This window comes from Bartonella gliris (assembly GCF_045277155.1).
GTDB lineage: Bacteria > Pseudomonadota > Alphaproteobacteria > Rhizobiales > Rhizobiaceae > Bartonella > Bartonella gliris.
In genome coordinates this window covers 591,253-615,423 of the sequence record NZ_CP123962.1, presented here as the reverse complement: position 1 = coordinate 615,423, position 24,171 = coordinate 591,253, and the positions used below count along the sequence as shown (strand labels likewise).

20 protein-coding genes and 1 pseudogene are annotated in these 24,171 nt (G+C 39.6%); 18 read left to right on the top strand and 3 right to left on the bottom strand.

Features of this window, described 5'->3' with window-relative positions; translation table 11 throughout:
• Positions 1-18: 18 nt before the first annotated feature.
• The 11 genes and pseudogenes from kdsA to QHG54_RS02710 all read left to right on the top strand — a co-directional run bounded on the left by kdsA (position 19) and on the right by QHG54_RS02710 (position 11,000).
• Positions 19-855 carry a 3-deoxy-8-phosphooctulonate synthase gene (gene kdsA, locus QHG54_RS02760; protein ID WP_317993076.1) on the top strand — a complete coding sequence of 279 codons (837 nt, stop codon included), beginning with the start codon at positions 19-21 and terminating at the stop codon, positions 853-855.
• 90 nt (positions 856-945) lie between these two features.
• Entirely contained in the window at positions 946-2,214 is a 1,269-nt protein-coding gene (gene eno / locus QHG54_RS02755; protein ID WP_406604402.1) for a phosphopyruvate hydratase, read from the top strand.
• Between the two features lie 103 nt (positions 2,215-2,317).
• Complete coding sequence (locus QHG54_RS02750) at positions 2,318-2,722, top strand: NINE protein (RefSeq protein ID WP_317993078.1); 405 nt, start codon at positions 2,318-2,320, stop codon at positions 2,720-2,722.
• Between the two features lie 350 nt (positions 2,723-3,072).
• A pseudogene (locus tag QHG54_RS02745) lies at positions 3,073-3,411 on the top strand (TM2 domain-containing protein); the annotation flags it as partial.
• A 181-nt stretch (positions 3,412-3,592) separates the two neighbouring features.
• Positions 3,593-3,925 carry a septum formation initiator family protein gene (locus QHG54_RS02740; RefSeq protein WP_317993079.1) on the top strand — a complete coding sequence of 111 codons (333 nt, stop codon included), beginning with the start codon at positions 3,593-3,595 and terminating at the stop codon, positions 3,923-3,925.
• Between the two features lie 124 nt (positions 3,926-4,049).
• A complete protein-coding gene (gene pdhA, locus QHG54_RS02735; protein WP_317993080.1) occupies positions 4,050-5,090 on the top strand; it encodes a pyruvate dehydrogenase (acetyl-transferring) E1 component subunit alpha in 1,041 nt (346 codons plus the stop codon).
• Positions 5,091-5,106: 16 nt separating this feature from the next.
• A complete protein-coding gene (locus tag QHG54_RS02730) occupies positions 5,107-6,471 on the top strand; it encodes a pyruvate dehydrogenase complex E1 component subunit beta (RefSeq protein ID WP_317993081.1) in 1,365 nt (454 codons plus the stop codon).
• Positions 6,472-6,485: 14 nt separating this feature from the next.
• Positions 6,486-7,814: a pyruvate dehydrogenase complex dihydrolipoamide acetyltransferase gene (locus QHG54_RS02725; RefSeq protein ID WP_406604401.1), complete on the top strand. Its 1,329-nt coding sequence runs from the start codon at positions 6,486-6,488 to the stop codon at positions 7,812-7,814.
• A 222-nt stretch (positions 7,815-8,036) separates the two neighbouring features.
• On the top strand, positions 8,037-9,497 hold the full coding sequence (lpdA, locus tag QHG54_RS02720; RefSeq protein ID WP_317993083.1) for a dihydrolipoyl dehydrogenase: 1,461 nt from the start codon (positions 8,037-8,039) through the stop codon (positions 9,495-9,497).
• 76 nt (positions 9,498-9,573) lie between these two features.
• Positions 9,574-10,536 carry a lipoyl synthase gene (lipA, locus tag QHG54_RS02715; protein WP_317993084.1) on the top strand — a complete coding sequence of 321 codons (963 nt, stop codon included), beginning with the start codon at positions 9,574-9,576 and terminating at the stop codon, positions 10,534-10,536.
• 2 nt (positions 10,537-10,538) lie between these two features.
• The gene (locus QHG54_RS02710) at positions 10,539-11,000 is read left to right on the top strand and encodes a type II toxin-antitoxin system RatA family toxin (RefSeq protein WP_317993085.1); all 462 of its coding nucleotides are present in this window, start codon (positions 10,539-10,541) and stop codon (positions 10,998-11,000) included.
• Between the two features lie 89 nt (positions 11,001-11,089).
• Here the strand turns inward: QHG54_RS02710 and QHG54_RS02705 are convergent, their stop codons facing one another.
• From QHG54_RS02705 to rirA, 3 genes are read right to left on the bottom strand one after another with little or no spacing between them, the layout of a single operon-like run.
• Complete coding sequence (locus QHG54_RS02705) at positions 11,090-11,578, bottom strand: CinA family protein (protein WP_317993086.1); 489 nt, start codon at positions 11,576-11,578, stop codon at positions 11,090-11,092.
• Positions 11,575-12,768 (bottom strand): bifunctional 2-C-methyl-D-erythritol 4-phosphate cytidylyltransferase/2-C-methyl-D-erythritol 2,4-cyclodiphosphate synthase, encoded by a 1,194-nt coding sequence (locus QHG54_RS02700; protein WP_406604529.1) that lies wholly within the window; start codon positions 12,766-12,768, stop codon positions 11,575-11,577. Before QHG54_RS02700 ends, QHG54_RS02705 begins: the two co-directional genes overlap by 4 nt.
• A 44-nt stretch (positions 12,769-12,812) precedes the next feature.
• The gene (gene rirA / locus QHG54_RS02695) at positions 12,813-13,259 is read right to left on the bottom strand and encodes an iron-responsive transcriptional regulator RirA (RefSeq protein ID WP_317993087.1); all 447 of its coding nucleotides are present in this window, start codon (positions 13,257-13,259) and stop codon (positions 12,813-12,815) included.
• Positions 13,260-13,435: 176 nt separating this feature from the next.
• Between rirA and QHG54_RS02690 the strand changes: the two genes are divergently transcribed.
• The 7 genes from QHG54_RS02690 (at position 13,436) to lon (ending at position 24,106) form a co-directional block, all read left to right on the top strand.
• On the top strand, positions 13,436-15,700 hold the full coding sequence (locus QHG54_RS02690) for an ATP-binding protein (RefSeq protein WP_406604400.1): 2,265 nt from the start codon (positions 13,436-13,438) through the stop codon (positions 15,698-15,700).
• A 1-nt stretch (position 15,701) separates the two neighbouring features.
• Positions 15,702-17,060: a sigma-54 dependent transcriptional regulator gene (locus QHG54_RS02685; protein ID WP_317993089.1), complete on the top strand. Its 1,359-nt coding sequence runs from the start codon at positions 15,702-15,704 to the stop codon at positions 17,058-17,060.
• A 3-nt stretch (positions 17,061-17,063) separates the two neighbouring features.
• Positions 17,064-18,440: a Trk system potassium transporter TrkA gene (gene trkA, locus QHG54_RS02680; RefSeq protein ID WP_317993090.1), complete on the top strand. Its 1,377-nt coding sequence runs from the start codon at positions 17,064-17,066 to the stop codon at positions 18,438-18,440.
• Positions 18,441-18,450: 10 nt separating this feature from the next.
• Positions 18,451-19,257: a hypothetical protein gene (locus QHG54_RS02675; RefSeq protein ID WP_406604399.1), complete on the top strand. Its 807-nt coding sequence runs from the start codon at positions 18,451-18,453 to the stop codon at positions 19,255-19,257.
• A 146-nt stretch (positions 19,258-19,403) separates the two neighbouring features.
• On the top strand, positions 19,404-20,036 hold the full coding sequence (gene clpP, locus QHG54_RS02670) for an ATP-dependent Clp endopeptidase proteolytic subunit ClpP (protein WP_317993092.1): 633 nt from the start codon (positions 19,404-19,406) through the stop codon (positions 20,034-20,036).
• Positions 20,037-20,227: 191 nt separating this feature from the next.
• A complete protein-coding gene (gene clpX / locus QHG54_RS02665; protein ID WP_317993093.1) occupies positions 20,228-21,502 on the top strand; it encodes an ATP-dependent Clp protease ATP-binding subunit ClpX in 1,275 nt (424 codons plus the stop codon).
• Between the two features lie 180 nt (positions 21,503-21,682).
• Positions 21,683-24,106, top strand: a complete 2,424-nt coding sequence (gene lon, locus QHG54_RS02660; protein ID WP_406604398.1) for an endopeptidase La — start codon at positions 21,683-21,685, stop codon at positions 24,104-24,106.
• Positions 24,107-24,171: the final 65 nt, after the last annotated feature.

The window sequence follows — 24,171 nt, the reverse complement described above, 5'->3', positions numbered from 1 at the left end:
TACTTTTTGAGGAATAAAATGTTTCAACCAAATGCCGTTGTGAAAGTTGGAAATCTTGTTTTTTCAAATGAATCGCCTTTTTCATTAATTGTGGGGCCGTGTCAGATGGAAAGTCGAGAACATGCTTTTGAAATGGCCGGTCGGATTAAGACAATTACAGATCAAATTGGTATTGGGTTTGTTTATAAATCCAGTTACGATAAAGCCAACAGAACATCCTTGAGTGCAGCACGTGGTATTGGTCTTGAAAAAGCGATGGCTATTTTCTCCGATCTGAAGAAGGAATTTGGCTGTCCGGTATTGACTGATGTGCATACAGAAGAGCAATGCACGGCTGTTGCTTCCACGGTAGATGTTTTGCAAATACCTGCTTTTTTATGTCGTCAAACAGATCTTTTAGTAGCAGCAGCCAAAACAGGACGTGTTATTAATATTAAAAAAGGTCAGTTTTTGGCTCCGTGGGACATGGAAAATGTTTTAAGAAAAGTCACTCAAAGTGGTAATCCTAATGTTATGCTGTGTGAGAGAGGCACTTCATTTGGTTATAACCGACTTATTTCTGATATGCGTTCATTGCCCATTTTGCGTTCGTTTGGTGCACCTGTTATTTTTGATGCAACGCATTCTGTTCAAGAGCCGGGAGGCAAAGGTAATTCGTCTGGTGGACAGCGTCAATTTGTTGAAGTTTTGGCGCGTGCGGCTGTTTCAGTTGGGGTTGCAGGTATTTTTTTAGAAACGCATCAAGATCCAGATAATGCACCTTCTGATGGACCTAATATGGTTAAAATTGATAATTTACAAAGATTGCTTGAGACTTTAATGGAATTTGATTATCTGTCCAAAAGAGTGAATTGAATATACAGTTACAGAGGATATTTATGGAGGATATCCGATCCTTATGGCGTTTAAAATGAAGCAAGACTTTTATTGGAGAAGGAAACTCATATGACTGTAATTGTTGATATCATTGGGCGTGAAGTGCTTGATAGCCGCGGGAATCCCACAGTAGAAGTTGATGTTCACTTGGAAAATGGGGCTTTTGGGCGTGCTCTTGTTCCTTCAGGGGCATCTACAGGGGCACATGAAGCTGTCGAGCTTCGTGATGGTGGTGTACGCTATCAAGGGAAAGGTGTTGAAAAAGCGGTTGCTGCAGTAAATGGCGAAATTTTTGCGGAACTTGGTGGGCGAGATGCAAGAGATCAAATTGCTATTGATCAAGCAATGATCGCCTTGGATGGAACGCCAAACAAAGCACGTCTTGGTGCTAATGCCATTCTTGGCGTTTCATTGGCAGTTGCAAAAGCAGCAGCGGAATCATTGTATTTGCCTCTTTATCGTTATATTGGTGGCACACAAGCGCATGTTCTTCCGACACCAATGATGAATATTATTAATGGCGGTGTACATGCTGATAACCCGATTGATTTTCAAGAATTTATGATTCTTCCCGTTGGAGCATCTACCCTGAAAGAAGCGGTCCGTTATGGGGCTGAAATTTTTCATACCTTGAAAAAACGGTTAAAAGATGCAGGTTATAATACCAATGTTGGTGATGAGGGTGGTTTTGCTCCCCAATTAAAAAGCGCTGAGCAGGCAATTGATTTTATTATGGAATCTATAATAGCCTGTGGATATAAACCAGGTGAACAGATTGCACTTGGTTTAGATTGCGCTTCAACCGAATTTTATAAAAATGGTTCTTATTTTTATAAAGGTGAGAATAAATGTCGTGATGCTCAGGAACAGGTAGATTATTTGGCGCAACTTGTCGAAACTTATCCCATTATTACGATTGAGGATGGGATGGCTGAGGATGATTGGGAAGGTTGGAAATTACTTACTGATTCGATTGGTAAAAAATGTCAGCTTGTTGGTGATGATTTATTTGTGACAAATTCGATGCGTTTACGTGACGGTATCAAAATGGGGGCAGCCAATTCTATTCTTATTAAAGTTAATCAAATTGGTACATTGAGTGAGACGCTTGATGCTGTAGAAACAGCACATAAAGCAGGCTATCGTGCTATTATATCGCATCGTTCGGGCGAAACAGAGGACTCTTTCATTGCAGATCTCGCGGTTGCAACGAATTGTGGACAAATTAAAATGGGTTCGCTTGCGCGTTCGGATAGATTAGCAAAATATAATCAGCTCATTCGCATTGAAGAAATGCTTGGGGTGCAGGCATGTTATGCGGGTGATTGGCGTCGTTAATGGTTGTTAGAAAAAGACAATATTTTGTTATCAATTAAACAAGATTATGAGGTTTAATGATTTTATCAATGATAAAAGATAACTATTTCATAGGTGGTTAAAGATGAGAGGTATAATTATTAGTCAGGATCAAGCAACTTATCTTGTCTCGGGTGATGATGGTAAGCGTTATCAATTTTCTACTTGGGATTGGTTAGGAAAAAATCCACCAAAGGTGGGAGATGCCATTGATTTTCTGTGTGAAGGTGATGTTGTCAGTTCTGTTTTTCCCTTGTTACAAAAAAGTTCAGAAAATTTAAAATTAATGCTTGCGCTTCTTTGTTGGTTCGCGGGTGTCTTTGGTGTTCACCGTTTTATAGTTGGTAAAGCTAAAACTGGTGCTTTAATGCTTATTCTCTCTTTAACAATTTTCGGGTTAGTTGTTACTGGAATTTGGGCAATTGTTGATTTCATAGTCATTGTGGCTGGACAATTTACCGACAAAAATGGGGATAAAATCACAAACTAGTAGATATTTTTATATTGCAATATAAAAGTAAGTAATATCAAATTACTTTGTTGTGTGTATTTGATGATGAGATTTTAATAAAAATTATGCACACTTGATTAAAAGTATTGAAAAAGACTATACTATTTTATATGGTCCAAACAGACTTGCAAAGCAATCAAGGTGTGCTTTTTATTGCCGCTTATAGCGGTGGGGAATTTAAAAATATTGGGGGGGTTATCTGTTTTAATTATCGCATTTGTCACGGTGAATACAGATTGTATTCGCACCGTGAGGTTAGTTTAGATATTATAGAGTTAAAAGATTTTTATAAATAACATGTGAGTAACAATTTTATAGGTGGTTAAAATGAGAGGTATGATTACTGGTTAGGAAAAAAGCCGCCGAAGGTTGGTGATTCTGTTGATTTTGTGTGTGAAGGTGATACCGTTAAATCGGTTGTTCCTCTCTTGGCGCAACAAGAACGATCAGAGCGATCACAAGTGCTACTCGCATTTGTTTGTTTCTTTTTGGGAACGCTGGGAATCCACCGCTTTATGGTTGGTAAAGTTGGAACAGGCATTATAATGCTTCTTCTCACCCTAACAATTTTTGGGGTGTTTGTATCCTGGATCTGGGCATTTATTGATTTTATAGTTATTGTAACAGGAACTTTTACTGACATCAATGGAGTTAGAGTTAAAAGTTAGTGGATACCAAATATTTTAATATAAAAGTAGGTAATATGGCATAGCTTTGTTATATTAGAGGTATTTAGTATATAACCATAAATCGCTTTTGTACTAGGTCATTTAGTAATGAGGTATTAATCAAAATCGTACATAGTTGGAAAAGTATTAAGATGATTATGCCATAAGACTGTACGATTTTATGTGGACCAAGCAGAAACGCAAATCGATTAAAATGCGCTTTGTACTGCCACTTATGACAGTGGCAGTTTTAAGCTATTTCAGTTATCATATTTATCATGGTGAGTACGGGTTGTATTCACGCAGTGAAGTTAATCAACATATTATCGAATTAGAAGAGGAGCTTCATAAGGTAGAAGCTGAGCGGATGTTCATTGAAAAGCGTATTTCTCTTTTACGCAACGGACATATTGAGAAAGATATGTTGGATGAGTATGTTCGGAAAAATTTAAACTTTTCCAAGTCCAATGAATTGACAATTTTAACTCCTTCAAATGATATAAAAACCAATTAGAAATCGCTTTATTTCAAAAAATATTTTAAAACAATCACCTCAGATGTCATCTAAGCTGATTGATAATGCTTGTAACTTTTGTTCGTAAAGGTTATTCCTAAACAATCATAAAAGGGAGTTTAATATGGCAGAACGATTAAAAAAAAATTCTGCGCCGGTGGTGCACACTGCATTATCAAACACCACAAAGAGAGCACAAATAGCCACTTTTACCAAAGAAGAGGAAATTGATGCCTATCGTGAAATGCTTTTAATTCGTCGTTTTGAAGAAAAAGCAGGTCAACTTTATGGTATGGGACTTATTGGTGGATTTTGTCATCTCTATATTGGGCAGGAAGCCGTTGTTGTTGGAACACTGAAGGCAGCAAAAGAAGGAGATCAGGTGATTACATCTTACCGTGATCACGGTCATATGTTGGCGGTTGGGATGAGTCCGCGTGGTGTAATGGCAGAATTAACAGGGCGTCAGGGAGGCTTTTCCAAGGGAAAAGGTGGCTCTATGCATATGTTTTCTAAAGAAAAGAATTTTTATGGTGGGCATGGCATTGTTGGTGCACAGGTTCCTATTGGTTCAGGTTTGGCATTTTCGAATCAGTATCTTGGTAAAGATAATGTAACATTAGTTTATTTTGGTGATGGTGCTGCCAATCAAGGGCAGGTTTACGAAAGTTTTAATATGGCTTCGCTTTGGAAGCTTCCCGTTGTCTATATTATTGAAAATAATCAGTACGCTATGGGAACATCAGTTGCACGTGCATCGGCAGAGACCGATTTTTCTCGTCGTGGTCTTTCTTTTGAAATTCCAGGTATTGTTGTTGACGGTATGGATGTTCGAGCAGCAAAAGGTGCTGCTGATGAAGCAATTACTTGGGCACGTTCAGGTAAGGGGCCGATCATTCTTGATATGCAGACCTATCGCTATCGTGGTCATTCTATGTCTGATCCAGCAAAATATCGATCAAAGGAAGAAGTACAGAAAATAAAAGAAGAAAACGATCCGATTGACCAGGTAAAAAATCGGATTCTTAAACAAGGTTGGGCAAGCGAAGACGATTTAAAGTCTATTGATAAAGAGGTGCGTGCGATTGTTGCTGATGCGGCGGATTTTGCGCAAAGTGATCAAGAGCCAGATGCTTCTGAGCTCTATACTGATGTGTTAGTTTGATGCGAGGAAAGCGAATATGTCTATTGATATTTTGATGCCGGCGCTTTCGCCAACCATGGAAGAAGGTAAATTGTCTAAATGGCTCAAGAAAGAAGGCGATAAAGTTAGCTCTGGTGACGTGATTGCTGAAATTGAAACTGATAAAGCAATGATGGAAGTAGAGGCTGTTGATGAAGGCACTCTTGGTAAAATTTTTGTGCGTGAAGGTTCTGAGGGCGTGAAGGTCAACACCGTTATTGCGGTATTGTTAGAGGAAGGTGAAAATGCTGAAGATATTTCACAGACTGCCAGTACTTTGCAAAAGTCGGGGGGGGAATCTTTATCTCTTTCCTCAGTAGTGCCGGTATCTCCTCCTTGTGATATTTCTCCTGATTCTGATATTCCAGTTGGGACTCAAATGGTTACGATGACAGTGCGTGAGGCGCTTAATCAGGCCATGGCTGAAGAGATGCGGCGTGATGAGATGGTTTTCTTATTGGGGGAAGAAGTAGCGCAATATCAGGGTGCTTATAAAGTTAGCCAAGGTTTATTAGAAGAATTTGGTGCGCGCCGAGTTATTGATACACCTATTACAGAACACGGTTTTGCAGGGTTGGCTGTTGGTGCTGCATTTGGAGGGTTGCGTCCCATTGTTGAGTTTATGACATTTAATTTTGCTATGCAGGCGATTGATCAAATTATCAATTCGGCGGCAAAAACCCGTTATATGTCTGGTGGACAAATGTCTGCTCCCATGGTTTTTCGTGGTCCCAATGGCGCGGCTGCACGTGTTGGTGCTCAGCATTCTCAATGTTATGCGGCATGGTATAGTCATGTACCAGGTCTTAAAGTTGTGATGCCTTACAGCGCTGCGGATGCAAAAGGTTTGTTGAAGGCTGCTATTCGTGATGACAATCCTGTTATTTTCCTTGAAAACGAAATTTTGTACGGCCATCAATTTGAAGTTCCAAAAATTGATGATTTTGTTTTACCTATTGGTAAAGCACGCATTCATAAATCTGGTCAGGATGTAACAATTGTTGCGTATGGGATTGGAATGCATTATGCGGTTCAAGCGTTACCAGAAATTGAAAAACTTGGTATTGATGTTGAATTAATTGATTTGCGTACTATTCGTCCGATGGATCTCGCGACAATTCTTGCTTCAGTGAAGAAAACAGCTCGTTTGGTAACAATTGAAGAAGGATATCCTCAATCATCTGTTGGCACTGAAATAGCAACGCGTGTTATGCAACAGGCATTTGATTATCTTGATGCACCAGTCGCTACGATTTCTGGCAAGGATGTTCCTATGCCTTATGCTGCTAATCTTGAAAAATTGGCTTTGCCTAGTATTGCTGAAATTGTCGAAGCTGTTAAGGCTGTAACTTATAGAGTATAACGGAGGAAAGCACTATGCCCATTAAGATTACAATGCCCGCGCTTTCCCCTACGATGGAAGAAGGGAATTTGTCAAAATGGAATGTTCAGGTAGGGGATAAAGTTTCTTCTGGTGATGTTATTGCTGAAATTGAGACAGATAAAGCGACAATGGAAGTTGAGGCTGTTGATGAAGGAACAGTTGCTAAGATCGTTGTTCCTGCCGGAACGCAAGGTGTTAAAGTGAATACTTTAATCGTTGTTTTAGCAGAAGACGGTGAAGACTTAGCTGAAGCAGCAAAGGTTGCAGAAAAAGCTTCGTCCTCTTTTGTAATGAAAGAAACAGAAGAGGAAAATCAGACAGATTTAAAGGCAGCACAGATGTCTCATGTATCATCATCCCAGAAAGCAACGCAGCCAGATAAAAAGGGCATACGTCTTTTTTCTTCTCCTTTGGCACGGAGATTAGCAGCTCAGTCCGGTCTCGACTTATCACTTGTTTCTGGGAGTGGTCCCCACGGGCGCATTATCAAGCGCGATGTAGAAAAAGCTATGAGTGGTGGTGCTTTTGAGAACTCTTGTTCGTTACAAAATGAACAGCTGATAGCGGCAGGTACTTCTGACAAACAGATATTGCAACTTTTCAAAAAAGATGAATATACGTTCACATCTCATAATAATATGCGTAAAACAATCGCTAAACGTTTGGTGGAATCAAAGCAAAGAGTACCACATTTCTATGTGACGATAGATTGTGAACTCGATGCATTATTGGAGCTCCGTTCACAATTGAATGCTGCTGCTCCAATGGTTAAGACCCAAGAAGGAACTAAGCCTGCTTATAAGCTTTCCGTTAATGATATGGTTATTAAAGCTGTAGCACTTGCTTTAAAGGCAGTTCCCGATGCTAATGTATCTTGGCTTGAAAGCGGACTGCTTCATCACAAACACTGTGATATTGGGGTGGCTGTTTCTGTCGCAAATGGGTTAATTACCCCAATTGTTCGCTATGCAGAGGAAAAATCTTTATCAACTATTTCGAATGAGATGAAGGATTTTACAAAGCGTGCACGTGAGCATAAGTTGAAAATGGAAGAATATCAGGGGGGAACAGCAGCTGTATCAAATATGGGGATGTATGGTGTAAAAAGTTTTTCTGCTATTCTTAATCCGCCGCATGCGACAATTTTTGCGATTGGTGCAGGTGAACAACGTGCTGTTGTTAAAAATGGTGCATTAGTGGTTGCTACTGTCATGTCGGTTACACTTTCCGCTGATCATCGTGCTGTTGATGGTGCATTAGCAGCAGAGCTTGCACGAACTTTTAAGAAGATAATTGAAAATCCACTGGCAATGTTAATTTGAGCTGTTTAAAAGTGCTTCACATAAATTGTGTGTGTATGGTGTATTCTATAGTAAGAGTAGATTGAGAGAGTTTGAATGGCAATATTGCCGCCTCTTCTGATTTGATAAGGGTATATATGGTGAGTGTTGAATGAGAGACACAAAAAATTCTGTCATGTTGTTTTTTAATTTTAAGCTCAGAGAATGCATATCCGTTTTGTATACATCCATGGAGGAATTACTGTGGCGAATCTTTATGATGTAATTGTAATTGGCGCGGGGCCTGGCGGATATGTAACCGCAATTCGTGCGGCGCAGTGCGGGTTCAAAACTGCAATTGTTGAGCGTGAACATCTAGGTGGGATTTGCTTAAATTGGGGTTGTATTCCCACAAAGGCACTCTTGCGTTCGGCGGAAATAAAGCATTTCGCTGAACATGCAAAAGATTATGGGTTAAAGCTTAACGGTTCAGTTGAGGCAAGCATTAAAGATATCGTAGCGCGTTCGCGCGGGGTTTCAGCGCGTTTAAATGCTGGTGTTGGTTTTTTGATGAAAAAAAACAAGATCGATATTATTTGGGGTGAAGCAAAATTAACCAAAAAGGCTAAAGGAAGCCAACCTGCGGAAATTATCGTTTCTTCATCTTCCAAAAAGATTATGCAACCGCAAAATTCAGTACCTAAAGGAACGTTAGGGGAGGGAACTTACCAAGCAAAGCACATCATTATTGCAACTGGTGCACGTCCTCGTGCTCTTCCTGGGATTGAGCCAGATGGAAAACTCATTTGGACTTATTTTGAAGCTATGATCCCACATACTATGCCGAAGTCGCTTTTGGTAATGGGGTCTGGGGCAATTGGTATTGAGTTTGCCTCTTTTTATCATGATATGGGAGCCGAAGTAACCGTTGTTGAGATGATGCCTCATATTATGCCGGCCGAAGATGTTGAAATTTCAACATTTGCTCGTAAACAGTTAGAGAAAAAAGGCATTCGCATTCTTGTGCAAGCAAAGGTAACAAAAGTCGAAAAAGCTTCTGATTCTATCACTGCGTATATTGATGTGAAGGGTAAGACAGAAACAATTACAGCTAATCGGCTTATTTCAGCTGTTGGGGTTCAGGGTAATATTGAGAATCTTGGATTGGAAGCATTAGGTATAACAACCGATCGCGGGTGCATTATAACCGATGAATGGAGTTGGACAGGTGTGGAAGGCATTTATGCTATTGGTGATGTGGCCGGTCCTCCTATGTTGGCACATAAAGCAGAAGAAGAAGGCGTGATATGTATTGAGCATCTTGCAGGTTTGAAGAGCGCCCATCCGCTTGATAAAAGAAAAATTCCAGGATGTACATATTGCACACCACAGGTTGCTTCTGTAGGCTTTTCAGAAGCAGCAGCAAAAGAGGCTGGCTATGATATACGTATTGGTCGTTATTCCTTTTCAGCGAATGGTAAGGCTATTGCTTTAGGAGAAGATCAAGGATTAGTGAAAACTATTTTTGATAAAAAAACGGGACAGCTTCTTGGTGCACATATGGTAGGGGCAGAAGTAACAGAATTGATTCAGGGTTTTGTTATTGCCATGAATCTTGAAACAACCGAGGAAGAATTGATGCATACCGTCTTTCCACATCCAACATTGTCGGAAATGATGAAAGAAAGTGTATTGGATGCTTATGGTCAAGTTTTAAATGCTTGATGACTGGATTGTATGAAAAATCTTGTATTTTATGGTTTTTCGTCAGCGTTCCATTATTTAAAAGGCAGAGGCTTAAATGGTTACGGTTGTTGATAGAGTTACGAATAGACGTTTACGTCATCCTGAAAAGGCACATCGTCCAGATACAAGTATTCAGAAAAAACCAGATTGGATTCGTGTAAAAGCACCAACATCACAGATATATAAAGAAACGCATGGTATTGTGCGCGCCAATAAATTGGTGACTGTTTGTGAAGAAGCCGGGTGCCCAAATGTTGGTGAATGTTGGAGCCAGAGGCATGCCAGCTTCATGATTTTAGGTGAGATATGTACGCGGGCTTGTGCTTTTTGCAATGTTGCAACAGGTATTCCGCTTGCTGTTGATGATAATGAGCCAGAGCGTGTGGCGGATGCTGTTGCACAGATGGAACTAAAACATGTCGTGATTACATCTGTTGATCGCGATGATCTTGCAGATGGTGGTGCTGAGCATTTTGCAAAAGTTATTTATGCCATTCGTCGAAAAGCTCCTAAGACAACAATTGAAGTCCTTACACCTGATTTTCGCCATAAGGATGGAGCTTTAGAAATTGTTGTTGCTGCTAAGCCTGATGTTTTTAATCATAATTTAGAAACAGTTCCATCTAAATATTTAAAAGTTCGTCCAGGGGCGCGTTATTTTCATTCGATTCGTCTCTTACAACGTGTTAAAGAACTTGATCCGACAATCTTCACAAAATCAGGAATTATGGTTGGTCTTGGGGAAGAACGAAATGAAATTCTTCAATTGATGGATGATTTGCGCTCTGCTGATGTTGACTTTATGACAATTGGGCAATATTTGCAGCCTACACGAAAGCATCATCCGGTTATTCGTTTTGTGCCTCCTGAAGAATTTGAGTCTTTTGCTAAGATTGGTAAAGTAAAGGGTTTTTTGCATATGGCTTCCAATCCTCTGACGCGTTCATCTCATCATGCAGGGGATGATTTCGCAATTTTGCAAAAAGCGCGGGATGAAAAATTTGCTTTACAGAGATAGTTATGCCGACTTTTACAACACATCGGCTGATTGCCCATAGCGCCTGTGAGATGTTTGATCTTGTTGCAGATATTGAGCGTTATCCTGAATTCTTACCGATGTGTGAGGCGTTAATAGTACGTTCTCGCAAAGAGTGTGAGGAAAAGACGTTGCTTCTTGCTGATATGACCGTTGGTTATAAGCTTATTCGAGAAACTTTCACAACCCAAGTATTTCTTCAGCCGAAGAAAAGTCTTATCGAGGTTAAATATATTGATGGTCCATTCAGATATCTTGAAAATCGGTGGGCCTTTTATCCCATTGAAAATACCAATACATGTAATGTAGAGTTTTTTATTGATTATGAATTTAAAAACAAAATGCTTGGATTGTTGATGGGCTCAATGTTCGATATTGCTTTTCGTAAATTTACCGATGCTTTTGAAATGCGTGCTGATCAGATTTATGGCTCCTCGATAACATAATTTATTCATTTGATTTTATGGCATGACACCTTATGTCATGGAGTGTGATTGTGGTGATATGCAACTCTGAAAAACCGGTGTGGGGAATGTCATTGGAGACATTCCAAGATCATTTTCAAAGCATTTTCAACAGTTGCATAGCGAATAGCATTACGATCAAGATCCCTGAAATGCATTTCTTTATGCAGAGTTTCGCGGTTTTTGTAAGCAACTGCGCAATGCACAAGCCCTACAGGTTTATCAAGACATGCTCCTCCTGGTCCTGCAATTCCTGTTACAGCAACTGCAATTCCAGCTCGTGAATATTTTAATCCACCTTCGGCCATTGCAAGAGCAACTTCTTTTGAAACAGCGCCGTAAGTTTTTATAAGTTCAGCGCATACGCCAACGAGGTGCACTTTAGATTCATTTGAATAAACAACAAATCCACAATCGAGTACATCGGATGATCCTGCAATACTTGTAAGATTTGCAGCAATAAGCCCTCCCGTACAAGATTCAACGGTTGTTAAAAGCAAACTTTTTTGACGGCAAGCTGTAAGGACTGCATGTGCTTGTTTTTCACAAAAAGACGTCATTTTGGAATTCCTCCTGGATAAAGGACGGTGGCAGTTGCAAAAGCAGCAATACCTTCTTCACGACCAATAAATCCCAATTTTTCATTTGTTGTTGCTTTAATGGAGATTCGATCTGGTGAGATTGTGAGTATATTCATAAGATTTTCTGTCATTGTATGACGATAGGGGCCAATTTTAGGGTTTTCAGCGATCAGTGTGATATCAACATTGGTGATACGTCCGTCTGCTTGTTTAATAATATCAAGTGCATGACGTAGAAAAATTTCTGATGATGCATTTTTCCATTTAGGATCAGAGGGAGGAAAGTGGGTGCCAATATCTCCTGCACCTTGCGTAGCAAGAAGGGCATCTGTTAACGCATGAAGTGCAACATCAGCATCGGAATGTCCCTTTAATTTTTTATGAAAAGGAATTTTTATACCACATAATATAAGAAAAGTTCCTTCCTCAAAAGAATGAACATCATAACCATTGCCAGTACGGATATCAGGAAACATTTGCATTTTTTTTTGGAGATATAAATGTGCGGTATCAAAATCTTCGTGCCATGTAATTTTTATATTGTTAGGATCCCCAGGGATGGTACGCATAGGGATTCCAAACCATTCGGCGATTGCAGAATCATCGGTAAATTCTTTTTTGCAAGTTTGCATTGCTTTTTCATGGGCAGCTAAGATGGGTTCAAAGGGAAAACACTGTGGGGTTTGTGCGCTATAAAGATTTGTGCGTGGAATTGTTTCTAAAACATGGTGTGTGCTGTTTACACGTTTGAGTGTATCAGAAATGGTGAGAACAGGGAGAACGCCTTCTTTATGATTGACAGTGGTATGGATTTGCTCGAGGAGCTGGTGTTCAATAAATGGGCGTGCACCATCATGAATGTGCACATAGTTGGGCTTGAACTTTTTAAGTGCATGAAGCCCACGTAAGGTAGACATTTGACGTGTATTACCTCCTTCAACGATGATAAGCCGCTCCTTAAAATTAACAATAGCTTGCTCACAGACTTGGTGGTCTTCTGGATGAATAACGAGGATAATCGTTGTGATGGCTGGATGTTGCCAAAAGCAACGCACAGTATGACAAATAACCGGTTCTTGTCCTAAAAGTCGGTATTGTTTTGGAGTTTTGTGTAGAGATCCTGCTCTTTCACCGCGTCCAGCGGCTAATATTATCGCTGCAATAGAAATGTTTAATTTCCCTTCTTATGCTCTTAGTTGCCTTTCGTATTATTTCAGTTGATTGTTTCATGGTCATCAATCTTTAATTGATTTCGAAAGGATTGTCGTTGGAGATCAGCAAGAGATATCACTGACAATACATCAAAAAAAGCATTTAATGCTTTTTGAAGTGCAGTATTTAAACCACAAAAATTTATCAACGGACAATTAGGTTCTGAAGTATCGAAACATTGTGCCATAGAAAAATTATCTTCCGTTACTTTCACAACATCAGCTACCGAAATCTCTGCTGCAGGTTTAGCCAATTTAACACCACCATTGCGTCCTCGTACTGTTTTTATAAAACCTGCTTCGACAAGTGGTTGAAGGATTTTAAATAAAAAAAGCTCTGAAACGGCATATGCTTTGGCAATTTCTGGAACACGACTTAGAGATCCCTGATTATCCGCACAATACATGAGCATCCGGAGGGCATAATTTGTCTGTTTTGTTAACCGCATCTCATCTCCTCTGTAAAGTATCATCTAGCGCACTCTATTTTAAAGATATTTTGGAAAATGTAGAAGTTCTTTCTTCATTTGTTAAACTGACTCCATTTTAAATGCAGTATTAGTATTGTCAATTTTTGTCACAAGGGGTTATATGAGGAAATGGGATAAGGTAATGTAAGCTAATCATGAATACAACATCTGTTACGAATCTCCAAGATATAGATCAAAATACTTCTAACGATGAGTTGTATCGCTTAAGTAAGATATATATCTTTTTAGGTATTACAATCATTGTTTTAGCTTTATTAACAGCGTCTGTTTCCTTTATCATTCTTATTGGATTAACTCCTGTTATTCCCAGTAGAACTGTAACTCTTATTCTTATAGGGATTAATAGTGTTTGGGTTTTAGCCCTCGTGATCATTGTTTTTTATGAGATGATTCCCATCATTCGTGCGTGGCGGTCAAGGCGTGCGGGCTCCCGTCTCCATGTGCGCCTTATTTCATTGTTTGCTCTTGTTGCAACAATGCCAGCTGTTGCAGTCGCTCTTGTATCAGGACCTGCACTGAATTTAGGGCTTGACCGGTGGTTTGATACGACAACACGGCAAATTGTAGGTTCTTCTATCGATTTAGCGAATGCTTATGCGGATGAAATGCTTCAAAATTTAAAAAATTTATCTTACGCTATGGCATTTGCACTTGATAACAAAAAGCTTTTAGAGCGTAGTCCAGCTGAATATAGGATGCAATTGACGCGTCATGCTCTAGGGCGCAATCTGCGTGGTGCATTTTTATTAAGTTCTAGCGGAACCATTTTTATATCAAGTGATCTTGGTGATGAGGATAAACTGCCTATTCCACCCTCTAATCTTATTGAGCGTGCAACCAGCGCGAGGCCTTTTTCTTTTCAACCTGGGGTTCACGATTATTTTGGCATAATTTTAAAATTTACCAATATTCCAAATACATTTTTGTATCTGGTACGTGATGTTGATAAAGATGTTTTATCTGCTTTGCGTTTGACGGAAGTCAATACAGATCGTTATCGTGATTTAAATGAAAATCGTCTTCTGACACAAATTGCATTTGGTATGCTTTATCTGTGTCTTTTTTTTAGTTTATTCTTATCAGCCATTTGGGCAGGTATTGCTGTTGCTGATCGCTTAGTGCGTCCTATTCGTCTTCTTATTAGTGCTGCTGATGATGTAGCTTCTGGAAACATGGAAGTTTTTGTGCCAGTACGCGCAAGAGATGGGGATATTGGGCAGTTGTCAAAAACTTTTAATTATATGGTCAGTGAACTAAAAAGTCGGCGCAATGAATTAATTGCAGTTCGTGATCAAATTGATGAAAGACGGCGTTTTTCTGAAGCTGTTTTATCTGGTGTAACAGCTGGTGTGGCTGGAATCGATGATAATGGCGATATTACAATTATCAATCGGTCTATGGAAACAATGTTTGATATTCGCTCGGAAAAAGTTATTGGGCACAGTCTTTTATTATTAAGTGCTGAAATTTGGCAGGTTTTTCAGTTTGCGCGTTCGTTAGATCGTAAGAATCATCGTGAGCAGGTGAGTTTAAGTGTTGCGGGACAAGAGCGCGTTTGTAATGTGCAAATTACGATGGAAGAGGATGACGGGCAAGGGCAATCTTGGGTTTTAACGCTTGATGATATTACAGACCTTGTTGAAGCACAACGTTCATCGGCGTGGGCAGATATTGCACGCCGTATTGCCCACGAAATCAAAAATCCGCTTACACCTATTCAATTATCGGCTGAACGTATTCGTAAACGTTACAACAAAGTTATTACACAGGATCGGGAGGTTTTTGAGCGCTGTATCGATACGATTATTCGACAAGTTGGAGATATTGGGCGTATGGTTGATGAGTTTTCTTCTTTTGCACGTATGCCCAAACCGCAAATGAAAGTTTTAGATATACGTGGATTGCTGCGTGAAGCATGTTTCTTGATAGAAGTTACACGACATGATATTCATTTTAAGCAAGACTTAGGAAGTGTACCACTTTTAGGTGCATTTGATAACCGTCTCATTGTACAAGCTTTTTGCAATGTTATCAAAAACGCAAGCGAATCTATAGATGCAGTTATGCGAGAGGAAAGCATTCATGGCCATATTCTTGTGCGTTCTTATCGTCAAGAAGGATGTATAATTGTGGATGTTATTGATAATGGTAAAGGACTTCCTAAAGAACAAAGGCAAAAATTATTAGAACCTTATATAACAACACGGGAAAAGGGAACAGGGCTTGGGTTAGCTATTGTGCGCAAAGTTATTGAAGATCATGGTGGTACCTTGGAGTTGCATGATGCACCAAAGAACTTTTATGAAGGACGTGGAGCAATGATCCGTTTGATATTTCCAGCGGATGGAGCTAAGCAGGATAATGTTATACAAGCCACAAATCATAATATAGGGGAATAAGATGGTATCAGATATCTTAATTGTTGATGATGAAGCGGATATTCGTGAACTTATTGCTGGTATTTTAGATGATGAAGGCTATGAAACACGTGTTGCATGTAATTCTGACGAAGCATTAGCACAAATTAGTGAACGTATTCCAAAACTCATTTTTTTGGATATTTGGTTGCAAGGAAGTCGTCTCGATGGGTTAGCTCTGCTTGATGAAATTAAAATGCGATATCCCGCTCTTCCGGTGGTTATGATCTCTGGGCATGGTAATATTGAAACAGCTGTTTCTGCCATAAAACGCGGAGCATATGATTTCATTGAAAAACCTTTTAAAGCTGATCGGCTTGTATTGATTGCAGAACGGACTCTTGAAAACTCAAATTTAAAACGTGAGCTTTTAGAATTACGAAAACGCTCGAGTGAGACATTGGAATTGCTCGGGACATCAACCGTTATGAAACATTTGCGTCAAACCATAGAAAAAGTAGCACCGACCAATAGTCGGATTATGATTACTGGCCCTTCGGGTGCGGGAAAAGAGAGAGTGGCACGTGCTATTCACGCGCTTTCTACGCGTTCGAATGGGCCATTTGTTACAATAAATGCAGCAATGATCACACCGGAAAGAATGGAAATAGAGTTGTTTGGCAGCGAAATGGAGGGAGGAGAACGCAAGATCGGTGCATTAGAGGAAGCCCATGGTGGAATATTATATCTTGATGAAATTGCTGATATGCCACGTGAGACTCAAGGTAAGATTCTTCGGGTGTTAACGGGGCAAACATTCGAGAGAGTTGGTGGCACAAAACGTGTCAAGGTAGATGTTCGTATAATTTCCTCAACGGCGCAAAATCTTGAAAATCTCATCTCTGATGGAAGTTTTAGAGAAGATCTGTTTCACCGTCTTTCGGTTGTGCCCATTGCTGTTCCACCACTTTCAGCGCGTCGTGAAGACATTCCGGAACTTGTACATCATTTTGTTAAAACAATATCGCGGCAGGTTGGTATTAAACCGCGTGAGATTAGTGATGATGTGATAGCTATTTTGCAAACACATGCTTGGCCGGGAAATGTACGGCAGTTACGCAATAATATTGAGCGTCTTCTCATTCTTGTACGCGATGGTGATGGTCCAATAACAACAGAATTTCTGCCTAAGGAAGTGAGCGATTCTTTGCCGCGTCTTCAAATGGATACAGATGAGAGTATAATGGATTTACCATTGCGTGAAGCACGAGAATTATTTGAAAAGAGGTATTTAGAAGCACAAATTGGACGTTTAGGTGGAAATATATCGCGTACAGCTGAATTTATAGGTATGGAACGTTCAGCTTTGCACCGTAAACTTAAGGCACTTGGAGTTTCATAGATTATGCGTGTTATTATTTGCGGGGCAGGACAGGTTGGTTATGGGATAGCAGAGCGTCTTGCTGCTGAAAATCACGATGTCACGGTTGTTGATATTGAAGCGAGATTGATTGAAAAAATTCGTGATACGTTGGATGTCAGGGGATTTGTTGGTCATGGTTCGCGCCCTGAGATACTTTTGGCTGCTGATGCAGATAAAGCTGATATGTTAATTGCAGTGACTTTATTTGACGAAGTCAATATGGTGGCATGTCAGGTGGCACATTCATTGTTCAATGTTCCAACAAAAATTGCACGTATTCGCTCACAATCTTATTTAGAACCACGCTATAAAACGCTTTTTGCTCGAGAGAATATTCCCATTGATGTTGTTATTTCTCCAGAAGTTGAAGTTGGGGAAATGGTTCTGCGTCGTATTGCTTTACCTGGTGCAATAGATGTTCTCTATTTTTGTAATGATGATATTGTGGCATTAGCCTTAGAATGTATGGAAGATTGTCCGGTTATTAATACACCTTTGCGTCAGTTAACGGAGCTTTTTCCAGATCTTCGGACGACGGTTACTGCTATTAAACGTGGCTCAGAATTATTGGTAGCACACTCACAGACGCAGTTACGTGTTGGCGATGTGACCTATCTTGTGGTTGCTCGTGATCAGATGCGCCGTGCAGTTGGACTTTTCGGTCATAAAGAACAAGATGCTCACCGTATGATTATTGCAGGAGGCGGCCACATTGGTCTTTATGTTGCTCAAGCTATTGAAAAGCGCCTCCATAAATTAAGGTTGAAGGTTATAGAATCGCATAGAGAAAGAGCACTAACAATTGCTGATCAACTCGAAAAAACGACCGTTTTATATGGTAATGTATTAGATCCAGTGATCCTTCAGGATGCTGGAATTGATCAGGCCGATTTAATGATTACATTGACCAATCAGGATCAAGTCAATCTTTTAAGTGCTATTATCGCTAAAAGACTGGGATGCAAAGCTAATATGGTCTTGATCAATAATGTTGCTTACCAAGAGTTTAGCCGTGCAGTTGGTGTGGATGCATATCTTAATCCACATAGTGTTACTATATCGAGAATTTTGCAACAAATGCGTCGTGGGCGTATTCGTGCTGTTCACTCGGTTTTTAATGGACAGGCAGAAATTATTGAGGCCGAAGTGATGCAAACGTCTTCATTGGTTGGTAAGTCATTATCAGAGCTAGGTTTATCAGATGGCTTGAGAATTGGTGCAATTTATCGCAATAAGACAATAATACAGCTTTCGGCAGATACGCGCATTTTGCCTGGCGATCGGATAGTAATTTTTGCTCTTGCTGAGTGCGTTCGTGATGTTGAACAATTGTTTCGTGTAAGTTTAGAATATTTTTAATATATTTCCTATGGATATTTGCACTTTTTGGTATAGCGGACAATTAAGACTAGTTGATAGACTTTGTTTGTCCTCAATGGTTAAAACTGGACAGCGTGTTAAGCTTTTCAGCTATGATAAATTAGAAAACCTACCTGTTGGTGTTGAACTACATGAAGCCGAATCAATTCTACCACGTTCGGCGATTTACCGCCTTGATCCAAATTTTTCTGATGGTAATCCAGGGTGTACAATTGTTCAGTTTTCGGATTTTTTTCGTGTTATGTTGATGAAATATCAGCAGGGTGTTTGGTTAGATACAGATGTTTATCTGGTTAAACAGTTTCATCCAGACGCGGATAAAGTTTGGTTTGCAAAAGAAAATGCTGTAAGGGTAGGTGTTTCTGCACTTTATTTTCCACCTGATAACCCTATTATAAAGGTGTTTGAGGATTATTGGGCAGGCACAGAAATTGTTCCTGAGTGGCTGGGATTTAAACGTCGTGTTTGGAAGCCATTTTGGTTAAAGAAGAAAAAAATACCAATTTTACCGGGAAATCTTGGAGTTACGATATTTGGCAATGATGGTATTTCGCGATTGGCTAAACGGTATGGTTTTTTTCATGAAGCAAAGCAAAAGGAAACTTTTTATTATTGGACAGGGCGAAAAACTGAATGTATTTTTGATCCAGCTTTTGGAGTTGAACCGCTTAAACATCCATCTTTGATAGGATTTCATATACACAGAAAGGCAAAGACCACTCACAAACCAAAAGAAGGAAGCTTTTACCATTGGGCAGTTTCTCGCATTCCTGATGGGCATGAGCTATTCAGGTAGAGTTGTTATTGCTATTTTAACCATTGGGATTTTAATCTTGCCTAAACAGCTGTTGATTATGGCTTGCGTAAGAGAAGAGTGTTAGCCTACGGATAAAAGCGTTAAATTACGTGAAGAACGATTCTTATATGAATGGAAGTAAAAACATGAATAATCCAATGAAAACAGCATTAAGTCTTGTTCCTATGGTTATTGAACAGACTAATCGTGGTGAACGGGCGTATGATATTTTTTCCCGTCTTTTAAAAGAACGGATTATTTTTATTAATGGTCCTGTTGAAGATGGCATGGCAATGCTTGTTTGTGCGCAATTGCTCTTCTTAGAAGCGGAAAACCCTAAGAAAGAAATTAGTCTTTATATAAATTCACCAGGTGGTGTAGTCACATCTGGTATGGCAATTTACGATACTATGCAGTTTATTCGCCCTCCTGTTTCTACGCTTTGCATGGGGCAAGCAGCATCTATGGGATCGTTACTTTTAACAGCTGGAGCTAAAGGACACCGTTTTACTTTGCCGAATGCACGTATTATGGTGCATCAGCCATCTGGTGGTTTCCAAGGTCAGGCTTCAGATATTGAAAGGCATGCACAAGATATTATAAAGATGAAACAGCGTTTAAATGAAATTTATGTTCAACATACAGGTCAGGATTATGAGGTTATTGAGAGAACTCTCGATCGCGATCATTTTATGACAGCACAAGAAGCTAAACAATTTGGCTTAGTTGATGACGTTATACAATATCGTGCAGAAACTGAAAAAGAAGAAAAAGATTAAGAATTTTTATAGAAAAGAAAACTACTCTAAAGAAAGAATTTTGTAAAAATATCGCGAAAGTAGTAGAAAAACACCTAAAGATATTGTGGCACGCATGGTTTTGTATTTTGTATATGTCTTTTAGTTGTCGTTATGAAAAGCTTCCTTTGAAAAAACGAAGTATTCATATATCGTGGTGAAAGGAAAATGAAATGAGCAAAATTGGCAATAGCGGGAGCGAATCAAAAAATACTCTCTATTGCTCGTTCTGCGGCAAAAGTCAGCATGAAGTACGTAAGCTCATCGCGGGGCCTACTGTATTCATCTGTGATGAATGCGTAGAGCTTTGCATGGATATTATTCGTGAAGAAAATAAATCTTCTGGGATTAAGGCGCGTGATGGTGTTCCTACTCCACAGGAAATTATAACAGTTCTTGATGACTACGTTATTGGTCAACAGCATGCAAAGCGTGTTCTTTCTGTTGCTGTCCATAATCATTATAAACGGCTTGCGCATCAGTCTAAAAGCAATGATATTGAGTTAGCGAAATCGAACATTCTTCTTGTTGGTCCAACCGGATGTGGTAAAACTTATTTAGCACAAACATTGGCGCGTATTATTGATGTACCTTTTACAATGGCAGATGCAACCACTTTGACTGAAGCGGGCTATGTGGGTGAAGATGTTGAAAATATTATTTTGAAACTTCTTCAGGCTGCTGACTATAATGTTGAACGTGCACAGCGTGGCATTGTTTATATTGATGAGGTCGATAAGATTTCTCGTAAAGCTGACAATCCTTCTATTACAAGAGATGTTTCAGGAGAAGGTGTTCAGCAAGCATTGTTAAAAATTATGGAGGGAACGATTGCTTCTGTTCCTCCTCAGGGTGGGCGTAAGCATCCGCAGCAAGAGTTTCTTCAGGTTGATACAACAAATATTTTATTTATTTGTGGTGGAGCTTTTGCTGGGTTGGAACGGATTATTTCAGGGCGTGGTGAAAAAACTTCTATCGGTTTTTCTGCTACAGTTAAAGCGCCTGATGAACGTTGTGTGGGTGAGATTTTTCGCGATTTAGAGCCGGAAGATCTTATAAAATTTGGTTTGATACCAGAGTTTATTGGTCGTCTTCCCATTGTTGCTACCTTAGAGGATTTGGATGTTAACGCACTTGTTCAAATTTTATCACAACCCAAGAATGCGTTGGTGAAGCAATATCAGCGTCTTTTTGAGATGGAAAATGTCGAGTTAGCATTTCATGAAGATGCTTTACGGGTTATTGCTAAGAAGGCGATTGAGCGTAAAACTGGTGCGCGTGGTTTACGCTCTATTATGGAAAAGATACTTCTTGAAACTATGTTTGAGCTTCCAGCGCTTGAAGGAGTTCAAAAAGTGGTCATTTCGAGTGACGTAGTTGATGGAAAAGCACGTCCTCTTTACATTTACTCAGAACGTGCAGAAGATAAAGAAAATGTATCGGCATGATGTTATGCGATATGAGAAGTGGGAATAAACGCCATTTGAGGATGGATGTTTCTGAATATTATAGTCATAGCGCTTGATTTATATGTTCACAGTTACCACTTCATGTATTGTAGAGAGCTGGAGAATTTTCTAAGGCGGGCTTGTGTAGCGAAGAGATCATAGCCTCCAGAAAGGAGAATTATGCAATATATTGATGAAAAGACAGATGGGGTAAGAGAAGGAGTTTACGCTGTTTTACCTCTTCGTGATATTGTTGTCTTCCCACATATGATTGTTCCACTTTTTGTAGGCAGAGAAAAATCAATTCGCGCTCTTGAAAAAACGATGGCGGTTGATAAACAGATATTATTAGTTACGCAAAAAAATGCTTCTGATGATGATCCAAAATCAGAAGATATTTATGATATTGGTACGTTTGCAAATATTCTCCAACTTTTAAAGCTTCCTGATGGAACTGTAAAGGTTTTGGTTGAGGGGATTGCACGTGCAAAAGTTAGCCAATTTACTGCGTATGAAGATTATCATCAAGCTTGTGCTACTGTTCTAGAGGAGCCTAGGGGGAATGATGTTGAGATTGAAGCTCTTTCAAGGTCTGTGATTGCCTATTTTGAAAATTATGTAAAGCTTAATAAAAAAATTTCTCCTGAAGTCGTCAATGCTATTAGCCAGATTGATAATCCTTCTAAGCTTGCTGATACCATTGCCTCCCATTTGATGATTAAACTTTCAGAAAAACAAGAAATATTAGCGTTGTTACCTATCCGTGATCGCCTTGAGCGTGTTCTTTCTTTCATGGAAGGAGAGATTTCTGTTTTGCAGGTTGAGAAGCGTATTCGTTCGCATGTTAAACGGCAAATGGAAAAAAACCAACGGGAATATTACCTCAATGAGCAGATGAAGGCTATTCAGAAAGAGTTGGGAGCAGGTGATGATAGCCGCGATGAGCTTTCTGACTTAGAAGAGCGCATCACGAAGACAAAACTTTCAAAGGAAGCACGCGAAAAGGCTGAGGCAGAATTCAGAAAATTACGGAATATGTCTCCTATGTCTGCAGAGGCGACAGTTGTGCGTAACTATCTTGATTGGTTATTAGCAATGCCGTGGGGAAAAAAGTCGAAAATCAAAAACAATTTAGACTTTGCTGAAAAAGTCATGAATAATGAACATTTTGGTCTTGAAAAAGTCAAGGAGCGAATTGTTGAATATTTAGCAGTACAAAGCCGAGCTTCAAAAATAAAAGGTCCTATTATTTGTTTGCTAGGTCCTCCTGGTGTAGGGAAAACGTCACTTGCCCGCTCTATTGCAAAAGCGACGGGGCGTGAATATGTGCGTATTTCATTAGGAGGTGTGCGGGATGAAGCAGAAATTCGTGGACATCGCCGTACATATATTGGTTCTATGCCCGGAAAAATTATTCAGTCTATGAAAAAGGCTAAAAAATCTAATCCGCTTTTTTTGCTGGATGAAATTGATAAAATGGGGCAAGATTTCCGTGGGGATCCTTCATCAGCTTTATTGGAAGTGCTTGATCCTGAACAAAATGGTACTTTTATTGATCATTATTTAGAAGTTGAATATGATCTTTCTGATGTCATGTTTATTACAACTGCCAATACCCTTAATATTCCAGGTCCGTTAATGGATCGTATGGAAATTATTCGTATTGCTGGCTATACCGAATGTGAAAAAATGGAAATTGTTAAGCAGCATCTTTTACCAAAAGCATTAAAAGATCACTGTTTGTCTAAAAAAGAATTCAGCGTTTCTGATGGAGCTATAAGGTCAATTATTCAGTTTTACACGCGTGAAGCGGGTGTTCGTAACCTTGAGCGTGAATTAATGAAAATAGCACGTAAATCAGTGACAAAAATTCTTAAAACGCATCAAAAATCTGTAAAAATTACGGAAAATAATATTAATGACTTTTTGGGTGTTAAGCGTTACCGCTATAACCAGATTGAGGGGGAAAATCAAATTGGTATTGTTACTGGGCTTGCGTGGACTGAGGTTGGTGGAGAGCTATTGACCATTGAAGGTGTTATGATGTCAGGTAAAGGCAAAATGACAGTAACTGGAAATTTGCGTGATATCATGAAAGAGTCAATTTCAGCGGCAGCGTCTTATGTGCGGTTTCGTGCTGTTGATTTTGGGATTGAACCCCCGCTTTTTGATAAGCGCGATATCCATGTTCATGTTCCAGAAGGTGCTACGCCAAAAGATGGACCATCAGCTGGGATTGCAATGGTAACGGCAATTGTTTCGGTATTAACAGGGATAGCTGTGCATAAAGATATCGCGATGACTGGTGAAATTACTTTGCGCGGGCGTGTTTTACCGATTGGTGGATTGAAAGAAAAACTACTTGCGGCTCTTCGAGGAGGTATAAAGAAAGTACTCATTCCTGAAGAAAATGCGAAAGATTTGATTGATATTCCCGATGATGTCAAAAATAATATGGAAATTATTCCGGTAAGTCATGTGAGTGAAGTTCTTAAGCATGCTTTGGTTTGTTTCCCTGACCCTATTGAATGGACGGAGCCTTCCACGGTGCCTGTACCTATCAAAACAGAGAGCGAGAGTGAAGGAATACAGATTGCGCACTGATTCATTATCTAATTTCTAACTGCATTTTCAAAGCGACAGCAGGCGTTTTCTTATTTTTTCTCTGT